At 44.0% G+C, this 19,903-nt stretch carries 16 protein-coding genes and 1 pseudogene; 3 read left to right on the forward strand and 14 right to left on the reverse strand.

Annotated elements, in window-relative coordinates:
- Nucleotides 1-32: 32 nt before the first annotated feature.
- The 10 genes from OB236_RS04385 to OB236_RS04430 form a co-directional block, all read right to left on the reverse strand.
- Complete coding sequence (locus OB236_RS04385) at nt 33-1,541, reverse strand: extracellular solute-binding protein (RefSeq protein WP_076229330.1); 1,509 nt, start codon at nt 1,539-1,541, stop codon at nt 33-35.
- Nucleotides 1,542-1,603: 62 nt separating this feature from the next.
- Nucleotides 1,604-2,485, reverse strand: coding sequence for a carbohydrate ABC transporter permease (locus OB236_RS04390; RefSeq protein WP_076229621.1), 882 nt, complete (start codon nt 2,483-2,485; stop codon nt 1,604-1,606).
- A 46-nt stretch (nt 2,486-2,531) separates the two neighbouring features.
- Nucleotides 2,532-3,479: an ABC transporter permease gene (locus OB236_RS04395; protein ID WP_076229329.1), complete on the reverse strand. Its 948-nt coding sequence runs from the start codon at nt 3,477-3,479 to the stop codon at nt 2,532-2,534.
- A gap of 360 nt (nt 3,480-3,839) precedes the next feature.
- Nucleotides 3,840-5,183, reverse strand: coding sequence for an FAD-dependent oxidoreductase (locus OB236_RS04400; RefSeq protein WP_262682941.1), 1,344 nt, complete (start codon nt 5,181-5,183; stop codon nt 3,840-3,842).
- A gap of 11 nt (nt 5,184-5,194) precedes the next feature.
- Entirely contained in the window at nt 5,195-6,013 is an 819-nt protein-coding gene (locus OB236_RS04405) for a carbohydrate ABC transporter permease (RefSeq protein ID WP_256711229.1), read from the reverse strand.
- 28 nt (nt 6,014-6,041) lie between these two features.
- Entirely contained in the window at nt 6,042-6,959 is a 918-nt protein-coding gene (locus tag OB236_RS04410; protein ID WP_076229326.1) for a carbohydrate ABC transporter permease, read from the reverse strand.
- A gap of 12 nt (nt 6,960-6,971) precedes the next feature.
- The gene (locus tag OB236_RS04415) at nt 6,972-7,658 is read right to left on the reverse strand and encodes a hypothetical protein (protein ID WP_262682942.1); all 687 of its coding nucleotides are present in this window, start codon (nt 7,656-7,658) and stop codon (nt 6,972-6,974) included.
- Nucleotides 7,659-7,720: 62 nt separating this feature from the next.
- On the reverse strand, nt 7,721-9,034 hold the full coding sequence (locus tag OB236_RS04420; protein WP_262682943.1) for an ABC transporter substrate-binding protein: 1,314 nt from the start codon (nt 9,032-9,034) through the stop codon (nt 7,721-7,723).
- Nucleotides 9,035-9,144: 110 nt separating this feature from the next.
- Complete coding sequence (locus tag OB236_RS04425) at nt 9,145-9,924, reverse strand: response regulator transcription factor (protein ID WP_262682944.1); 780 nt, start codon at nt 9,922-9,924, stop codon at nt 9,145-9,147.
- Nucleotides 9,917-11,743 (reverse strand): sensor histidine kinase, encoded by a 1,827-nt coding sequence (locus tag OB236_RS04430; RefSeq protein WP_076229322.1) that lies wholly within the window; start codon nt 11,741-11,743, stop codon nt 9,917-9,919. Before OB236_RS04430 ends, OB236_RS04425 begins: the two co-directional genes overlap by 8 nt.
- Before the next feature lie 416 nt (nt 11,744-12,159).
- Here OB236_RS04430 and OB236_RS04435 point away from each other — a divergent pair, with 416 nt between their 5' ends.
- From OB236_RS04435 to OB236_RS04445, 3 genes are all read left to right on the forward strand, one after another.
- Entirely contained in the window at nt 12,160-13,515 is a 1,356-nt protein-coding gene (locus tag OB236_RS04435; protein ID WP_076229321.1) for a dicarboxylate/amino acid:cation symporter, read from the forward strand.
- A 289-nt stretch (nt 13,516-13,804) separates the two neighbouring features.
- A complete protein-coding gene (locus OB236_RS04440) occupies nt 13,805-14,416 on the forward strand; it encodes a TetR/AcrR family transcriptional regulator (protein ID WP_262682945.1) in 612 nt (203 codons plus the stop codon).
- A gap of 25 nt (nt 14,417-14,441) precedes the next feature.
- Nucleotides 14,442-14,765, forward strand: coding sequence for a DUF2834 domain-containing protein (locus OB236_RS04445; protein WP_262682946.1), 324 nt, complete (start codon nt 14,442-14,444; stop codon nt 14,763-14,765).
- A gap of 527 nt (nt 14,766-15,292) precedes the next feature.
- Here OB236_RS04445 and OB236_RS04450 read toward each other — a convergent pair.
- The 4 genes and pseudogenes from OB236_RS04450 to OB236_RS04465 all read right to left on the reverse strand — a co-directional run bounded on the left by OB236_RS04450 (nt 15,293) and on the right by OB236_RS04465 (nt 19,718).
- A complete protein-coding gene (locus OB236_RS04450) occupies nt 15,293-15,718 on the reverse strand; it encodes a hypothetical protein (protein WP_262682947.1) in 426 nt (141 codons plus the stop codon).
- A 232-nt stretch (nt 15,719-15,950) separates the two neighbouring features.
- The gene (locus tag OB236_RS04455) at nt 15,951-16,946 is read right to left on the reverse strand and encodes an IS4 family transposase (RefSeq protein ID WP_262682948.1); all 996 of its coding nucleotides are present in this window, start codon (nt 16,944-16,946) and stop codon (nt 15,951-15,953) included.
- A gap of 874 nt (nt 16,947-17,820) precedes the next feature.
- Nucleotides 17,821-18,319: pseudogene (gene sigK / locus OB236_RS04460) on the reverse strand (RNA polymerase sporulation sigma factor SigK); the annotation flags it as partial.
- 79 nt (nt 18,320-18,398) lie between these two features.
- Entirely contained in the window at nt 18,399-19,718 is a 1,320-nt protein-coding gene (locus OB236_RS04465; protein ID WP_262682949.1) for a multi antimicrobial extrusion protein MatE, read from the reverse strand.
- Nucleotides 19,719-19,903 lie beyond the last annotated feature (185 nt).

Below are 19,903 nucleotides of genomic sequence, written 5' to 3' on the forward strand. Positions count from 1 at the left end.
AGGAAGAGTCTTATGACCCTTCCCGGTAAACCCTACTTTTTTGCTTGTTTCGCATGCTCGGCGTTCATTTCTTCAATGACTTTATTTCCGCCACTTTGCTGCCACTTATCAAGCGCTTGCTTCCAACCAGCTTCGTCTATTGAACCCATGATGTATTTTACTACGGCATCATCGATAATTTTGGAAATCTCTTTACCCTTCTCTACTTCGGTATTGGAGATATACGGAGCAGCAGGATTTGCAAGGGCAATAGTCGCATTGTCTTGAAAGAGCTTATAGCTGAGCTTTTCAAGATCATTGCCGTAGCTTATAACTTCATTTTGCATAACCATAAATTGGTTGCCGTCCAGGATTTCCGTTTTCAATTTGGGATCGGTGCTTTGCTTATAATTTCCATTTTCTACGGTGTACTGCTTGCCTTCGAAGCCATATTTCATCAGGTTCTGAATTTCTTTACCCGATACTTTATCGAAATATTCAAGGATTTGCTTGAATTCCGCTTCTGTCTTCACACTCGTTTTTGGAATCATGTACATTCCCAGATAGCCGGCTCCCGCGCGGGTTTGCTCACCTTTCGGACCCGAGATGCGATTAATCAAATTAATTTGGGCTTTCGGCTCAATTTTCTTAATATTATCATCGATCCCTTTACCGTCGAACATATTATCGATCCAAACACCTGCTTGACCCTTATTTATCACTTGCCTACCGTCTTTCACGATAGCAAAGTCTTGATTGATGATTTTTTCGTCATACAGTTTTTTGTAAAAATTTAGCGTATCCAGGTAAGCAGGAGTCATATGGGCCGGAGACAGCTTACCATCTTTCAACTCCCATTCATTTGGACCACCCATATAAACAAGAATATCTTTGAAACCTGCTATGGTATTGCCCTGCATCCCAACGGCAAGCCCGATCGTATCTGGTTTGCCATTCTTATCCGGATCACCCGTCGTAAAGGCTTTCAGCACATTGTAGAACTCATCCATATTCTTCGGCGTCTTTAATCCCAAATTATCGAGCCAATCCTGACGAATCATCAGACCGAAACGAGCGAGATCCCGTTCACGGTAAACGCCATAGATTTTGCCGTCTATGGATATGTTTTTAAGCACGATATCGGACATTTTGCTCAAATTCGGATAGCTTTTCAGATAGGGACCAACTTCCCAAAACATACCCGAACGGGCGGCGTTTACAATAAACGAGGCTTTCGGCTCCAACGCAACGAACGTCTTGGGTAGCTCTCCGGATGCAACCGTAGCGCTTAATTTATCAGTGTAAGATGACGAAGGCACCCATGAAACTGTAATTTTGGTGTTTGTCTTTTCTTCGAGCTGCTTCAAGACCGAGCTGTCTGTCGGCATTTGTTCGGGATTGTAGGTAGGTAACATCATAGTAAGATTAAGCGGTCCCTGCTGCCCGGCAGCTTTTGGATCTCCTTGAGGATCCTTCCCGCCGCATGCCGTAACGGCTAAAGCTACTATCGTAAGTAAAACGGCGGCCTTTATTCTGGTTTTCTTCTTGTGACTTCTTTTCATTTTAATATCCCCCTAGAGTTTTGTTTCAGTAAAACGATCCTTATAACCAGTAATTATATCTTCTATCCTTTGACTGAACCAAGTAAAACTCCCTTGGCAAAGTGCTTTTGCAAAAATGGATATACAAGTAGAATCGGTAAAGTCGATACCACAATAACAGCCATTTTGACGGATTGCTCAGGGGGAGCGACATAAGTCGCATCCATCTGGGCCGAGTCACCGACTCCACCTGAGGATAATATTACGATCTGTCTTAACAGCACTTGAATAGGCCACTTGGTGTTGTCGTTGATATAGAGTACTGCATTGAAAAACGTGTTCCAATGTCCTACCGCATAAAATAATGAGAATGTAGCGATAGCAGGCAAGGATAGAGGCAATACGATCCGAAAAAAAATGCCTACGTCGTTACAGCCATCGATTTTCGCTGATTCCTCTAAACCATCCGGCAGCTGCTGAAAAAAGTTACGCATAATAATTAAGTTAAATGCGCTGATCGCGCCAGGAAGTAGTAAGGACCAATACGAGTTGATCATCCCAAGCTGCTTTATAACCAGAAACGTTGGAATCATCCCACCGCCAAATAGCATCGTAAACAGAACGAGCATGATGATGGGTTTCTGGAAATCCATATCTTTCCTGGCAAGCGGATAAGCCATCAGACTCGTAAAGAAAATGTTAATAAAAGTGCCTACAACCGTAATGTAAACGGTAACCCCCAAGCTCCTGACAAGAGTTTGCGTAGAAAAAATGTATTTGTATGCATCAAGCGTAAACTCTGTGGGAAACAGGATGAACCCTCGTAGCAGCAGTTCTTTCTGGGTGGCAAACGAGCCGGCGATTATGTAAATAAAAGGGGCAACGGTCATTATGGCAAAAAGGGTCAGCACCGTAGTGTTCAGGCTGTCGTATATGCGACTCCCCCAGGTTGGTCTGTGAAGCATGGTGTTTAGACGCTCCTTTCTATCTAGTAGATTTTTATAACTCTCATTAGTAAATGCCTTCTTCTCCGAATTTTTTGGCCAAATAGTTGGAAGCTACTACAAGAATCAAGCCAACAACTGATTTAAACAAACCAACTGCTGTACTGAAGCTGTACTGCCCTTGACTAATACCGACAGCATACACATAAGTATCAAACACTTCGCCAATATCGCGATTCATCGCATTCAGCATCAAGAAGATTTGCTCGAAGCCGGTATCGAGGAAATGACCGAGCCGAAGGATTAACAGTATGACAATCGTGGTACGGATAGCGGGCAATGTGATGTGCACTAGCTGGCGAAACCGATTTGCTCCGTCCATGCGGGCAGCTTCATATAATTGCGGGTCCACTCCGGCCAGTGCGGCAAGGAATATTATCGTACCCCAGCCTGTTTCTTTCCAGATGACCTCGGCTGTAACTAACGTTCGGAACCAATCGGGACTCACCAGAAAATTGATTTTTTGTCCGCCAAATCGCACTAGCAGCTCATTAACAATCCCGTTTTCAGTAGTTAAGAAAATGTAAGCTATCCCGACAACAACAACCCAAGACATAAAATGCGGAATGTAAATCAGGGTCTGAAAAGTCCGCTTAAGAAACTCTTGTCTCAATTCATTCAACATGAGCGCAATAATAATGGGAAGCGGGAAGAAAAATACAATATTATAGAACGCTAAAATCAGAGTATTTCGAAAAAGTACAATAAAGTTGGAATCGTTAAAGAAACGCTCAAAGTGCTTGAGTCCGACAAAGGGGCTATCCCAAAAGCCAAGAAAAGGCTGATAGTCTTTGAATGCAATAAATATTCCGTACATAGGCCAGTACTTAAAAATCAAAAAGTACAGAAGACCAGGTAAGACCATGAAATAAAGCCATCGGTTTCGCAGCAGTTTTTTCCATAGCATGGATGACTTCGAAGCTGCCGGGATACGCGCTTCCATACTCGTTTGCATATTGCCTTCTTCCTCTCATTTCTCATGACTGATGTAATGTTTACACACTCAATGACTGATGAACTGATTACAAGTTTCGTAGCCTTATCATAATGGTGATGCCCAATTGCCGTCCATAGTCTCTACTTGCTCACCTTGCAAAGCCCCCTGCTCCAGAGGGGGAAACACGGTCTGATAGTCATTTGTTGCACATATTGTCACTGGTTGTTCTATGCTATCCGAACGGTAAAATATGAGGCTTGTACGGGTTCTGTGAAACAAAAGGAATGAACCCAAAAAAAACCGTCAGGGTAACTTTGAAGTTACCCTGACGGTTCAGTTTCTTTAATCGGTTCGACTATCGTTGCTATATTGGTGATTTTAGGTTAAAACAACACCATTGTGCAGCAGCACCTTCTGCAGCTGAGCCACATCGACCTCAGCAGCCGTAGTACCCGCAGCGCTGGCTAAAGCTGCTGCTGTCCCTGCAGCTTGTCCGGTCGCCATACAGCTTGGAGTCAATCTTGTTGTTGCCAATGCTTCATGGGTAGTTGACAGGCAGCGACCAGCTACGAGCAGATTGTGCACCTGCTGTGGCACCAAGCAGCGATAAGGAATATCATAAGCGCCATCACCTCGGACCAAAGCCTCCGTAACGCCTTTGCCGGATGGATCGTGGATATCGATCGGATAACCGCTGCGCGCAATGACGTCTCCAAAGCGTCTTCCTGTAACCACGTCATCCATACTAAGACGATATAACCCATCAATTCGTCGTGTCTCGCGTACACCGATCTGTGCAGCCACAGAGGAAATGGAAGCTTGTGAGAATCCGGGAACCGATTTTTGCAAAAACTCGGCCATCATCATCACCTGTCGAAGACCTTCCTCTTCGGCTAAAGTCAAGTCCTCGATGTCCGTACCATCCAGACCTTGGACACGGGTACAGTTGACCAGAATTTCGTCTGGCTCCGGTCCGGCGAATAGCAGCACCTGATCCCGATTAATCGGCAGCTTGGCCGCATTCCATTGGGAGTAAAAGCCTTGAATGCCCGTTAACGGCAATTCATTCAGCTCATGAAACGGTGTTTTATGATAAAAATTAGTTGGATTGTTGATCATCTCCTGGCGAATGGCTTCGAGATCTACTCCGCGCATACGAAATTTCATCGTCATCGGTTGGGTCCGCTTATCACCCTCACGCCCTGTTTGTGTAGGGGCTCCTGACAAATAAGCCATATCCGCATCCCCGGAAGTATCGACAAACATACGACCAGAAACTTGAATAGGTCCCGATTTCCCGGAAAGCTGAACGGACTGGATAACCTTATTTTCCACTTGGACGCCATCCACAAAACTATGTAGGAGCAGCTTTACCCCAGCCTCCTTCAGCATATCGATGGCAAGCAGCTTATAAATCTCAGGGTGATAGGGAGTCACAGTGTGGACAAAGCCGATTGTATCGCGTAAATGTCCAGGTGATCCGCCACGTTCAATCAACCGGTCGATGATTTCCTGAGCGATCCCTTTAATAACCTGCTGCCCGCTTTCCGTATGAAAGGTCATCCAGGGGTAAACCGAGGCGGCGGTTGACATCCCCCCAAGGAAACCATACCGTTCAATCAGTATGGTGCTTGCTCCTTGTCTTCCGGCGGCTATAGCAGCATTAATTCCAGCGGGGCCTCCTCCGACAACCACAACATCTGCCTGTAGCTTACGAGTCATTATCATCACTCCTATTCCTTTAATCCTGTCATCGCTACGCCTTCAATAAATTGCTTCTGTGCGAAGAAAAATACGATTAGCAGCGGCAATGTCGCCATAGTAGAAGCACTCATCAAATGATGCCACGATGTGCCGGCTTCATCCGTAAACAGCGATAGTGCCAACGGCAGCGTCATAAGCTTACGATCATTAATAAAAATGAGCGGTTCAAAAAAATCGTTCCAGCTCGTTAAAAAAGTAAAAATAGTTAAGGTCGCGATGGCCGGCCTGGCTAAGGGGACCATAATATTCCAATAAATACGGAACTGTGAGCATCCGTCGATCATCGCGGCCTCTTCCAGGTCCTTGGGCATTCCAAGAAAAAATTGGCGCATGACGAAGACACCAAAGACACCGCCCGCCCCGAAGATCGGCAGTATAATTAGAGGAAGATGTGTATTGATGAAGCCGATATCCCGCATGAACAGGAACAAGGGAATAGCTGTTACTTCAGAAGGAACCATCATGGTGCTTAACAGCAGCAAAAATATCAGGTTTCTGCCTGCGAAAGGAATTCGACCGATCGCATAACCGGCCAGAGAAGCAAAGAAAATCGTTCCAATGACAACCACAATGGCAATATACAAGCTGTTAAAGTAAAACAGATGAAACGGTATGAGATGTAGAACTTCCGTGTAATTTACCCAGCGGATCGGCGACGGTAAAAATACCGGAGGAAAAACAAAAATTTGGGACGGTTCCTTTAATGAGGTCGAGATCATCCAGATAAAAGGGAACAGCAGCAGGAGCGAGAAAAGCGTTAAAATGGCATAGTGTGCAGTAACACCCATCCGTCTGGAGGCCGTTTCCAGTAAGGATCTAGTTTTCATGAAAAATCCACCTCTTCCTAAGCGCCCACTGAATCAAAGTGAAAGCCATAATCAGAAAGAAAAGAATATAAGCCAAAGCCGAGGCATAGCCGAATTCAAACAGCTTGAACGCTTTTTCCCAAATGTAGTAGACCATCACCTTGGTGCTGCTTCCGGGTCCGCCCTGAGTCATGACATAAATCTGGCCAAACACCTTCATAGAGCCAATGACCGTCATGATAATGGTGAGAAACAAGGTCGGCGTTATGAGTGGAATCGTAACTCGTATAAATTGAGTGAATCGGTTGGCACCATCTATTTTTGCGGCTTCATACAGATGAACAGGCACCTGCTGCAGAGCTGCAATAAACAGCACCATGTTTAAGCCGACGTTCTTTAGCACGCTCGTAATGATGACAGCCGGCATCGCCAATTGAGGGTTATACAACCAGGCAGGCCCCACAATTCCGATGAGCTGCAAAATCTGATTAATAAAGCCGGAATCTGTAGCGAACATGTATTTCCAGACGATCGACCAGACGATTAACGAGGTCATAACAGGAACGAATATTGCCGTGCGGAACCAGCTGATGCCCGGCATGCTTTTGGCTAGCAGTACCGCAAAAAGAAGAGCAATAGCAATATTGAGTGGCACCAGCCCGGCTGCAAAATAAAAGGTGTTGCCGAGCACAACCCAAAAGTCGTGATCGGATAGGATGGTTACGTAATTATCAAAGCCGATAAACTTGGCTTCTCCAAGTAAGGGCCAATCCGTCAGGCTCATGTAAAAGGCTTGGAACAGTGGAACCATCAATATGGCAGCAAACCCCAAAACCATAGGTGAAACAAAAATCCATCCAGTAATATTCGCTTCACGCTTCAATGGATTCATTGCTTTTTTTCTTCTTGCTGAAGGCGTGCTTTCCATATATATTCACTCCTAACTGTCGATCGCATTGCGAAAGTCGTGTATCGCCCGTCTTATTTCATCGGCGCTTTTGCCAATGACGACAGCGCCAAGCAGCAAGGCTTGAACTCCGCTATCCTTTAGAGCCGGAACATCTCCAGGCACCAATTTGCGCTGAGATGGAACGATTACAGGCAAATCAGCTGTTTGCACCAACCAACGATATCGAAGCAGATCAGCAAAGTTAAGGGGTGTTCCATATTGCTCTGAAGGAATAACGGAAGCTTCCAGGGCTTGGATCGGAAAAGCTTTGGCTGCTTCGAGCAGTCTGGCATCAAACGTATGATCAATAGCAAAGGTAGGAGCCAATTGTGGATAATTTAATAAGAACGTTGGCATGTGCCAGGCATAAATCGAAAAGAAGTCTATGCCGAGTGAGATCAGCTGCTCGATTTCCTGCGGATTAATGGCATCAAGCGAGCCTCCAGGAACGATGCCTAAAGGTCCATTCAGCATGGAACGAATTTGGCCGAATGTCTCTGCATACTCCGATAAAGGCCCAAAGCTGTTCCCACTGGCGCGATGATCTACATTGATATGTACCTTCAGTCCATCAGCACCCTGCTCAATGGCCGCTTGCGCCAATGCCAAATCATTGGAAGGCAGGCTGACGAAGAGTTGAAGCTTAGGTTCATGCAACGCTTGGCGTAACCGATTCATAGTAACATCCCATCCTGTAGAGCTGCGGCCCAGTATGAAATGAACCGCAGCTTACATCATTGTTATTTTTTGAGCAGCGGAGTAATTTTATCTTCCATCGTTTTCATAATCTGTTCAGGCTGTGCAGTTTGACCAAAGAGCTGATCAAAGCCACCTAATATCTCATTATCGATTTTTTGCCATTGAACATGTCCTGGCTGTACGACGGCTTTCTCCATCTCGTCAATGACAACTTGTTTAATGATGGACGGGTCGGGGCTGTCAGGCTGTTTAAGAAATGAATCTGAGTTCAGCACAGTCTTGCGTGGTGGTACGAAGAACGTGGAAGAAGTCTGAATACCTTCCTGACTGGCAAAAAACTTCAGCAGGTCCTTTACTTCTTTTTGATGCTTGCTTTCTTTAAACACAACGTATCCTGCCTGGCCCATCATAGGAACTGAGCCTTTGGAACCCGATGGCATTGGAGCGATACTCCATTTAAAATCCTTGATGGTACGGGCTTTAGACATATAGCTGTAGCCATCGAAGAACATACCGATTTTTCCGGTTTCAAAATTGATTTGTTCTCCTGCTTTAGGATGGGATTGATCAACAAACATCATATTTTGAAGCATTTTCATAGTCTCTACACCGTATTGGTCAGACCATGTGAATTTCGTCATATCTTTATTGAACGGGCCACTGCCGTTAGACCATGCGTAGGAAGCAAGCATAATCCAGGTTTTCCAGTCACGGAAGAAATTGGCCCCGTATACTTTATTGGCTCCCGTACCGCTTGTTAGAGCTTTGGCGGATTTGGTAAACTCCTCCCACGTCCATTTCCCTTGCTTAGCCAGCTCGTTAGGAGACGTAAGTCCTGCTTTATCAAATAAATCCTGGTTATAGAACATCACGCTTGGAGGTGTTGAGAACGGCAGTCCATACAATTTCCCTTCCTTCGTAAACAAATTCAAGGTGGAAGGAATAAAATCGTTCAAATTGAAGGCTGCATCACTTTTGATATCAGACACATCGGCCAAGATGTCATTCGCCATGAATTGCGGCACCATCCGCTCGGATACCCAGGCAATGTCAGGCAGCTCTCGTCCGGCAGCAAGCACGGATACCTTCTGCTGATAATCTGCGAATGGGATGGATTCCAGCGTTACTGTGATGTTGGGATTTTGCTTTTTGTAGGTTTCCAGCAGCTTGGCATACATATCCAGATGTGCCTGGTTCCCCCACGTCAAAAACTTCAATGTTACTGGTTTATTGCTGGCATTTCCTGAATTACCACCCGCATTACTGGATACGGCTGCTTCCTGCTTGGAACATGCTGTGGACACGATGACCATAGCTACGACTAGAAGACTGCTTAACCATTTCTTTTTCTTCATACAATTCCCCCCTTAATAATAAGTAAACCTCTACAGCCCTCATTATACGGGTAGCCCTACACCAAAAAAATCACGCAGTTTTCAGATTTGGTCCGTTATTTATATATATTTTACAAACCTTGATCCTCTCGATATGCGCCTGGAGACATGCCAACCTGCTGTTTGAATACAAGCATAAAATGTTTTGGACTCTGGTATCCCGATAGCCGTGCAACATCGTAAATTTTTAATTGGGTCGAAATAAGTAAATATTTAGCTCTCTCTATTCGGGTTTCCATAATGTAATCAGATAAGTTCATAGCTGTTTCCAGTTTAAATAATTGACTGAGATACGTCGGATTTAAATGGATGTATTCAGCTAGAGCTTGCAGCCGCAAATCTCCTTCCGGATGCCCCTGTATGTATTCCTTAATTTTGCGAATAAGCCGTTTTCCGTCACTGTTCTTGATTATGGTTTCATCTGGGGCTGCTTCTGTGTGAAGCGCAGCCCGAGTCGGCTGTCCACCGTTTTCTTGGTGCTCAAGGGTTTGGTGAATACGTTCGAGTGCGGAGACCAATGCCAACCGATTAATAGGCTTTAGCAAATAATCTGATACTCCGAAGCGCATCGCCTTCTGCGCATACTCGAAGTCACTGTAGCCACTTATGATTAATAGCGGCATATGCGCATAACGCTCTCTCACTTTGGCAATTAGCGATAAACCATCCATCTCGCGCATTCGTATATCTGTAATGACCACATCCGGTATTTCAGCTTGCAAATATGCTAAAGCTTCTTTTCCATGCGAAGCTTCTTTGACAACTTCAAATTTACTGGATACTTTGGTAATGAGATTTTTAATACCTGTACGAATGATTTCTTCATCCTCAACCAGCATGATTTTATACATCTTCCTTCGTCCTTTCCGTAATCGGTATGGTAATGGTAAAAGCGATTCCTTGGTCAGGACTTCCATCAAATTGAAGCTCATAAGAAGCGCCAAACATTAATAAGAGACGCTGGTAAATATTTCGCAAGGCAACGCCTCGCTTCTGAACGTTATCATCTGGCAAGGAAGACCTTAAAGACGATCTCAATTGTTCGATTTCATTCTCCGTCATGCCGATTCCATCATCTCGAACCGTCAGCAGCAAATCATCCTCGAATCGAACGGCAGAGATCCATATCGTGCCCCCTTGAGGCCTGTCCCCAACACCATGAAAAATAGAATTTTCAACGAGCGGCTGCAATAACAGCTTGGGGACCAGGGCGTTCTCAAGCTCTGGCTCGATATCAAAAATAAAATGCAGTCTATTACCATAGCGCAGCTGCTGGATTTTTGCATAGGAGCCTACAGAAGCCAGCTCTTCCTTTAGCAGCACCAGCCTGTCGTAGGGATCAACCGAATATCGCATCAATTGTCCCAAGGTGGAGATCATGTCGGATACCTCGTAATTTTCTCGTTCTAGTGCTTTCATATTGATCGATTCAAGCGTATTGTAAATAAAGTGGGGGTTGATCTGGCTCTGCAGCGCCGCTAATTCGGCCTCCTTCTCTCTTAGTCCGATCACATAGACTTCTTTGACCAGGTGATTGATTTCCTCAGACATCCGGTTAAAGCCTTTGCTCAGTTGTCCAATCTCATCCTGCGTTACGACCGGCACGCTTTGATCAAACTGTCCCATTTCGATCAGCTGCATTTTGCGTTTAAGCTGAATTAAGGGACTGCTTAGGTTATAGGAGAAAATAAAGGCCAGAATACCAGTGGCAACAACGAAAATAACGGCTATGATGATAGTGAAGTTGCGTAAATTTTTAGTCTCTAACAGTAAGGAATCCACCGGAATAAAGTCAATAACCTTAAGCCCGGAATAATCGGAATAATCAACAATGGCTATAAAGGGCCTTCCACCCAGAACCAGATTCTTGACCTTATTCTCATTGGATGGATTCGTAGAACGGATAGCTGCTGCTAGACGGGGCTCCAGCGTGGGGCTGCTTTCTTCAAATAAAAACTCATTACGGTCATTTACTACGAGTATGCTGCCCTTATCCTCAAACTTGACATTGGACAATATTTGCCGGAATACGTCCAGCTTTAAATCTATTTTAATCATACCTATTACGTTATTGGTGTCAGGCTCACGAATCATACGGGCTACGGAAAACACTTGCGTGGAGTTTTGGGCGTAATAGCTTGGTTGATGCTGCGGGATGATGACCCAGGCTCCATCTGCTATCTGCGCTCTTCGATACCAATCTTCCTGCCGTACATCCACGTAAAAATTCATCAGAGACGAGTCTACATTGGAAAATATAAATCCGTTATCAGCAATAATCTGAATGCCTTTTACTTCAGATCGATTGTAGGCGGAGCCTGAGATATACAGGAACATTTTTTCCATTTCCGCAAGTGAAGGACGGGTTTGAGCATATTCGGGCTGGCTGTATTTATGCAAAATAGTTAACACTTGTGTATCGTATAGTGGCATCAGAGAGAGTCGCTGCATTTCCATTAGCGTCCGATCCAGGTTGCGGTTAATTTGCCCGACAATTTGCGTTGAATAGTCAGCCGACCTTCTTTGGACAGAAGCTGAAAATTCATAATAGGTAAGGATTCCCTGCAAGCTAAGCGGGATAACCAGAATCAGTATAAAGATCAACAAGATCTTGGAGCGCAGACCTAACTGGGAATATAAGGAAAAAGAAGGGTTTCTTCTGTGATTCATAGCGCACTCTCCTGTAAATAATCAACTAAAAGCAACCTGCTCAAGGGTGGATGTTTTTTCTATGGTAACAGATTTATACGATATTTGTTAATTAACTTTTGCAAAAAAATTATTTCCATATGGTATTGTTGCGTTACATACAAATAGAACCTGCCACCTTGGCAGGTTCATTAATACTTGGCATTGCCACCAAACAATCTATGCATTCCTTGCTCATATCTGGATTGTAGTATCCAATAGTAAGTTTCCCAATAGTATATTACTTTTTTTTACACATTGAATCGAACTCAACTGCCTGTGAGACTTATATTTTAAAGAGAGAAGGGTAAAATAATATAGTTGACAGTACTTTTGTATGGCAGTATAGTATTTTTACTAATCCTATTGTATAAGTGGGTAATGAAGGAGTGAACCATGTGAAAAACAATTTACTTGATGCTTTTCTAACCAATTGGATCAGCTTGCTTGTCTCTGCCATTCTGATAGGTCTGCTTTATGTGCTAGCAAGAAAGCGGGTCAATTTCGGATACCGGGTGTTGTTGGCACTTGGACTTGGATTGGTTGCAGGGATATTCTTTAATACTTTTAAAATTGATGCAACCAGTGTTGGAACCATCGGGACAATCTATGTCAATTTGGTCAAAATGCTCGTTATTCCCTTAGTATTCGTTCTGGTTATTACAAGTATCACCTCAATATCCAGTCTCGGACAGCTTCGTAAAATCGGCATTAAAACCATTTCACTATTTCTAGTTACTACCGGTATTGCAGCATTGATCGGCTTGCTAGTGGCTCTGGCCTTCGATCCGGGTGCTGGAATTTCGCAGACCATGCCGTCTAGCTTTAAGCCGCGGGATATTCCAACATTTTCGCAGGTTATTCTGGACCTGATTCCGACCAATCCGATCAGTGACATGGCAGGAGGTAAAGTCGTGCCTGTGCTTGTGTTCGCTTTCTTCGTAGCGATTGCCATTGTCCATGTCGGCACAAAAAAACCGGAAGCCGTGAAGCCAGTCAAGCAGGTGATCGATTCGTTTACCCAAGTCATGCATCAGGTGACGAAGTACATCATTCGTCTGACACCTTATGGCGTATACGCGCTTATTGCGACTATGGCTGCCAAATACGGACTTGAGACGTTAGCGCCATTAGCTAAAGTGATTGCTGCGACCTATGTAGCTCTGATTATTCACTTTATTTTTACTTTTGGTGGATTGGTTACTTTTGTCGCCAAGGTGAATCCTTTTAAATTTTTCCGTAAGGCATATCCAACGATTGCGATCGCATTCACCACACGGAGCAGCTATGTCACACTCCCGGTCAATCTGGAGGTCATCACGAAGCGGCTGCGCGTATCGCCTCGTATCGCAAGCTTCGTGGCACCTCTTGGTGCTACGATGAATATGAACGGCTGCGGCGGCGTCTGGCCGGCTGTAGTGGCGATCTTCGTTGCTCGGGTATACAATATTCCATTGGGTATCACCGAATATGTGCTGCTGGTGCTGGTCAGCATGATTTCCTCGATCGGGGTGGCAGGCGTACCTGGTCCGGCATCGATTTCGACGACAGTGGTGTTAACGGCATTAGGACTGCCTATCGAAGGCCTTGGACTTGTTCTTGCTATTGACGCTGTCGTTGATATGGGCCGGACCGCAGTGAATGCAACAGGGACGACTGTCTGCGCTCTGTTGGTGGCCAATTCTGAGGGCGAATTCGATAGGGAGTCATTCAATAGGGATGAAGAAGACCAGTTGGAACTTAATCATACTTGATTGGATTTATGAAGGGAGGAGCTGTAATCGGCTGCCTCCCTTTTTGTTGGGTTAGATGCTGGAATAGAAATGGAATTCCGCGTGTGTTTTCTTCAGCGATCTCCAAGGCGGATGTTGAATTCGGACAACCTTAGCGGTAGAATCCAACGCTGTGCTCCTCCAATTCGTTTCGTGTGCGGATCGAACCCCTGACCTGCCATGCAAGTGCTCTCCCGGAGTGGTTAGTTGCATTGCCCATTTCACTTGAAATCAATTTTATTAATGTTAACCCTTTATTTATATCGAACGTTTGTTATATAATAAACAAGGAACAACAGTCATTATCTATAAATGGAGGTGTATAGCAATCCCAAAAGTAGTTGATCATGAACACTTTCGAACGGAACTGCTAGATCGTTGCTTCGACCTATTTGCCAACAAGGCTATATCTTCGGTGACCATGCGGGAAATTGCAAAGCAACTGGGTGTTTCAACAGGAAAAATATATCATTATTTTCCTGATAAGCAACAATTGTTCGAGCAGATGGTTCGTCATCTAACAACAAAGGATATCTTTCAAAGTAATTTTGACATTTCGGGCAATACATCGGAGGAACGGCTTAAACATTTATTCCAGTATGTGTTGGAGCAGGAAAGCAATTATACTCGAAAATTATTATTCATCGTCGATTATTACCGAAGCACCGATCTCGCAGCGGAACATAGAAGCATATTGAATGAAGCGGTAGAGCAGTATATCGCCATGCTTCAGCGGATCGTCCCGAATCGGGAAGACGCTTCTTTTCTCCTTGTTATCATTCACGGCTTGTTGCTTCTAAGATATTTTGACGGGGGAGAGACGTTATTTGAGTTGCATGCAAAGCAAGCTATTGAATGGGTAATTAGTCGGGAAGACAAGTAAATTCAAAATACGAGGGTGAACCTGTATGAAGAGAGAACATGGTTATTTGCTATTAGCTATTGTAGGAACCGTGCTACCTTATTGGTACTTTATTCCGTTCCTCCAGACGCACGGATTAGATGTAAAAGAGTTTGTAAACCAATTATTTGCAAACAAAATCTCCGGTTTTTTTGCCATGGATGTCATCGTATCGTCCGTGGTACTATGGTATTTCATTCTGATTGAGGGGAAAAAGCTTGGAATAAAGCGTCTTTGGGTGTACGTAATCGCAAGTTTGACCGTTGGTGTCTCACTGGGGTTGCCCTTATTTCTGTATACGAGGGAGCGCAAGAAGAGCAGGGGAGTTTAATTGAATGACCTTTACGTCATCGCATTGGAGCCTAGGGGGATGTATGAATCTTGATAAAAATGGCTGACGAAGTAGAATCAGTGAATTCAAGCTCAGCGGTAGATTCAGACGCAGTGCTCCTGCACTGAAGTTTTTCTTCGAAGCTTATTCATCCGCTCCGTCCGTGCGGGCGAACCCTCAGGGGTTCTCTTCCCCAACCCCATAGAACAAAAGAAGCACACGACCATAAATGGCCATGTGCTTCTTTTGTTCTTATATGGAGCCTAGGGGTGACCGCATCGCTGCCAGCTATGGGCTCTCCCAGCTGAGCTATAACCCCAAGTCATCTGTTTCTTACTTGAGGCAGTGTACTGAGTAAATATTATTGCCCATAACCACATAACCAATGCCCTTTGAGCCGCCTGTCACATCTCATTACTGCTTTAGAACCATCAATATTACGCACTCCACAGTGTGGAGACGGTGAAAGGGATATATGCGATTTCAAAAAATGAAATTATGTGTGATTGTCGTAAATACCCTAAAAACTATAAAGTCTTTCGTTCCCCCGAAATAACTAAGTAAATTTGATCTTTTAGGTTCTTCTCAATGAATTCATCATGAACCCATAAGGTATCCGTTATCATGCCTCCACCTATACCTTCTTCCGAAAAATGAATTTCATAATATAAGCCTCTTCCATAAACATCATTACAGCCCCATGCTACCTTATCTAGATCAATCAACAAGGTCTGCAATTCCTCCTCTGAACATTCCACTAAACTCATAGGACAACTCAAATATATTTGTCCACCCCAATCACCTTCCATAATTACGTATGAATGCCCTGTTTCTTTTGCTTCTTGAAAATCCTTAATAAAAATTTCATTTGATAGTCCGTTTACTTCATTTAGAATATGTCTTACTGGGCTATGATGATCGGGTATTTGTTTAGAAACTTTATTATCTGTCATTTTGAAAAGCCTCCCTTTGCCAACCAAATACATACCTGCTTTGGCATACCATTTAACTCCTATTCATATAAAAACGCAAACCTGTTGATTAACCAGATTTTGTAACTCTAACCTCAACAGAAACGTACGTTTGAATGAAGTGCTGAATACGAACCATCCATTCAACGGGTAACTTACCAAGAACTAATAAACGTGAAAACTGAACAAACGGGAGCCTTGCATGCCGACGCATTCACGTGGAAACGGCGTCAAAAAACCAGGTAAGCAGGACATAATAGACCATTAAAGCGGTAAATAACTGGCCGTACACGGCATTTTCGGTGGTGCCGAATAGCGTAGCCAGGTTTAAATGCTGCTTGATCCAGCGAAAAAAGACTTCGATCTGCCAGCGAGCCTTGCACATCTGCGCGATTTGCTCCGCTGTCACTTGCATCAAATCGGTCACCACCCGGATTTCACGGCCTTCGAAATCTCGAAAGATCACGACCCGATGGCGCTTTTCCGAACGGCATTGAGGGGTTCCGAGCTGGCAGGTGATGTCGCGAATGACCGGAGAATCCGTCGGGCTTTGGCGACGCAATGCTTTTGGTTTTTCCAGATGGATATTGTCGCGTAGGCGAATGACAAAGGATTGTCCGTCTATTTTGTAGCGATCCAGACGCTCCAGCTTACCATATGCCCGGTCCATCCCAGGATGAAAGAGGATTGAGTCAGGCTTCACCGGCCCATCGTGTCGGGAGCCGACGGTTTCCACGACTTGCTGCTGTTGCTGCGTCTCGGCCCGAAGGGCCACATGCAATTTGACACCTGCTCGTTCGCCATGATAAGGAGCCCAAGGTAAACGGGTTTTACCTACAGTCACCGTGGTGGAGTCGATGAGCAGCAGTTCCTTCGGGAAAGCCAGTTTTCGCCTGGTTTCCCGGTTGCACTTACGGATAAGTAAATGATGGAGTTCCTTAAATACGGCAAACGGTACTTCGGCCGCTTTACTTGAAAACCGGGAATAATGATCTTCCGACAAGCCACTGAGGGAAGCCCGATCGGCACCGGTGCGATAACTCGGCCATTCTTCATAAGCGGCTGTGCACCAATACTGTAATAACTGGTGTACCGTAAATTTACGAGCTTTATCTTCGTGCCCTACCTCTTTGACGACGGATTCGACCTCTTCTTGGGTCAAAACGGATTGAAGAATAGACAGGATCGTGGTAGACTTTTTCAAATCCAAGCGATTCTTAATCCAATATTTGGTTTGCCCATATTGTTCTCGCCTCCATTTAAGTAAAATACCGGCTCAATGCTTACTTATACTTTTCCATAGATTGTAAGGTTACATTAATATTACCTTTAGCTTAATAAACCAAGGAGCAGATGCCGAGGCGGTCTTCTCTTTGAATAGACATATTTCCTTCTTTTCAAACAAATAATGCATCTTTTGTAATTAAAATCTAATTTTCATTCTCGCTGCAGCGTTTATCTTTTATCGGAACGAGCTGATATCGAGCAGAATTGCTGCATATGATCCACGCAACCAGTTTTCGGATGCAATTGCCAAAGACGCAACTACTCCTATCAAGTTTACTAGGTGCTGCAAAACGAAATCAAATAACCGGCATAAATGGATCTCACCTGTGAAAATGGTTTATGTATCGGCTATGCATTGTTTACTCCGTAAAATAACTCATTTTACAAAGTAAAGCTGTAGGATGACAAGAACTTGAGCCCCTTCCCAAACAAAAATCCGCTTTAGCGGATTTTTTATCATTCATATTGTTAACCTTGCAACATACGGATCAACATATTGACTTAGTAGTTTATTTATACCGCTTTGTTGATCCTTCTAATTAATCTTGTATATTAATCGGATTCACCCCCTAAGTTCATGCTTACTTAGGCTTGTATTTTCTTAGTTTTTCAATTTCATATTCGAACATCCTTAATTGGATATTTATGATATTTCTTGTTTCGTTCAATCGTTGACTTTATACTGTTAATGTTTTTTTCAAAAACTTGGAGTAGCTCGTCCATGACAACTACGTCTTTTCACATATAGATTAGAGCCTGCCGTCAATGCAGACTCGTTAAAGCTTAATATTTTACAACTACCGCTCCACCTTATAAAACTCATGATACAGCTTCATTAACGCACGCTTTTCGATCCGCGACACATACGAATGCGAAATGCCCAGCGACTTGGCAATCTCACGCTGCGTCCGCTCCTCACCACCAGCCTCCAGCCCGAACAGCCAACAACGACCTCGCGCTCACGCTCCTCCAAAATATCCAGATTCCTATAAATTTTCGATTTTTCAATTTTCAGCTGCACCAGATCGGCCACATCATCAGCTTCGGAGCCGAGAATATCGATCAAGGTGATCTCGTTCCCTTCCTTGTCTGTACCAATCGGATCATGTAGGGACACATCCTTGCGTGTTTTCTTTAACGATCTCAAATGCATAAGTATTCGTTCTCAATGCAGCGGGCTGCGAAGGTGGCCAGCCTTATTCCTTTATCAGGTGAAAAAGATTCAATCGCCTTGATCAATCCAATCGTGCCTATAGAGATCAAATATTCCAGATCTTCACCAGTTTTGTAAAATTTTTGACGATATGAACACGAAACGATGCAACTATGTTTTACTTCCGTGGTATAGAACATTATATTCGCTCCTCGCTTCTTCCTAATTCCCTATTGAGTAAGTCGAAGGCTGACGGAGTCTAGACAGCGAAAGCACCAGCACACCAAGTTCGGCAGCACTCCCAATGGACTGGGCCAATGCACCAATCGCTCCATTCCAATCTGGAACAAGCCAAATACCAATCAGGAGTACAACTAAAGTCATAACAATATTTGAACCCTGGGACCACACCATAATACCGGTTTGGCTGCGCAGCATGACAATTCCGTTGCAAAAGTCCACCCAAGGAAAAATAAGCGAGAACAGTACAAATATTTTTAGCGCTTGTGCGGTAGCTGTCAGCAGATCACCGTTAATTCCAACGAGATTCTGTAATACCCAATGTCCAAGCGGGGTGAATCCCAACAAGCAGAGGAAAAAGCCTGGCATAATTCCAAAGATGATTCCAAACTTAAAAACAAGATGAGGTGCTTTTTTGTAATAATTCAGAACGATCTGATGCATATATGTCTGAAAGCTTATCGCAAGCCAGGTAATACTGAATGCGATAGTGTAAGAGGCAATGGCTAGTTCCATATTAACTGTTTTGCCCAGCAGCACATTAATCGCAGGAGTAACACTAACAGCAAGAAATACAGATATGAGCATCGGCCGATAAAATCGAAAAACACCCCGAACATCCCGTGATTCGCCATCATCCGAAAAAGCGGGCAGCTTGTTTACAAGCATACGCCCCTCCGCATAACTCACTGCCGCTTCTACAATCATACCCGCCAAAAAAATAAAAGCACCCGTCCTGCCGCTAATTAAATGCGGATTGCTGATAAATAATAAAGATAATCCGTACATTACGGATAACCGGATAATCATGGCAATCGTTAGCCACTTGGTACGCATTTTGGAAATGATAATTCCCTGGTAAATACATCTAAGTACAGAAAAAATAGTGACGAGTACCAAAACCCTGTAGGTACTGAGAATATCCTTTTGAAGCTCCTCAGAGGCCCCGAATACATATCCGAACAACCAGGCTCCTGCAGGAGTGTATGCAACAACGGAAGAAATCAAAAGAATAAAAATAATCAGGAATAAACAAACAATTAAAAGCGATTTAAACGTACGTTTATCTTTTACCAGCACGGTACACGTTTGCCTCATTAAGACAGCAGCTTCTTCTGTCAAACCAAAAATACTGAAAGCCATCGCATAACCCGTTATCACGATTTCAGGATTGATGATCGCATGGGCCAACGTACTATTAATTATGACATGAGAAACCGATATCAGTAATGCGGAAAAACCCAATGGCAAAAAAAATGCAATCATTGTCCTAAAACGGATAGTTTGGTCTAGTTGAACCATACCGCAATTAACCTCCATGTACATGCTGTTTTGACAACGACATTATCATGAATTTCCAAAAGTTGCAAAGAAAATTTCAGGCACAAACATGACTTATGTCATATAAATTAGAAAATAATGGTAAAAAACAACCGAAATACAGCTGTCCTGATGAATTTCTTCATCTTGGTAAGCATATTTGATTC

The organism is Paenibacillus baimaensis, from assembly GCF_025567575.1.